At 40.8% G+C, this 304-nt stretch carries 1 protein-coding gene; it reads right to left on the reverse strand.

Annotation, left to right across the window (positions count from 1 at the left end; all coding sequences use genetic code 11):
- Nucleotides 1-146 precede the first annotated feature (146 nt).
- A complete protein-coding gene (locus ACNKXV_RS14085) occupies nt 147-293 on the reverse strand; it encodes a helix-turn-helix transcriptional regulator (protein ID WP_470269857.1) in 147 nt (48 codons plus the stop codon).
- Nucleotides 294-304: the final 11 nt, after the last annotated feature.

Consider the following 304-nt stretch of genomic DNA (forward strand, 5'->3'; position numbering starts at 1 on the left):
GGTGAGTGGAGTGGATTATGAGTTTAGATGATCAATAAGAATTTAAGCAAAAAAAGGATAGGGAAAAGTGTTTGTTCACCCCCGAAAGCCGGCCAGATCAAGATGGTCGGCTTTTTCGTTTCAGAAAAAAAAACTCCAGCCGTCAATTACTTCTCATCTTCAAAACTGAACAACTCCTCAATCGCCACTCCAAAAACCTTTGCCAAATCATAAGCTAGGCGTAGGGATGGATTATACTTGTTTTTCTCCAAAAACACGATCGTCTCTCGCCTGACATTCACCTTTTTAGCCAAATCATCTTGAG

Origin of the sequence: Christiangramia aquimixticola, assembly GCF_048285835.1 — a bacterium.
In the GTDB taxonomy this organism is placed as follows: Bacteria; Bacteroidota; Bacteroidia; order Flavobacteriales; family Flavobacteriaceae; genus Christiangramia; species Christiangramia aquimixticola.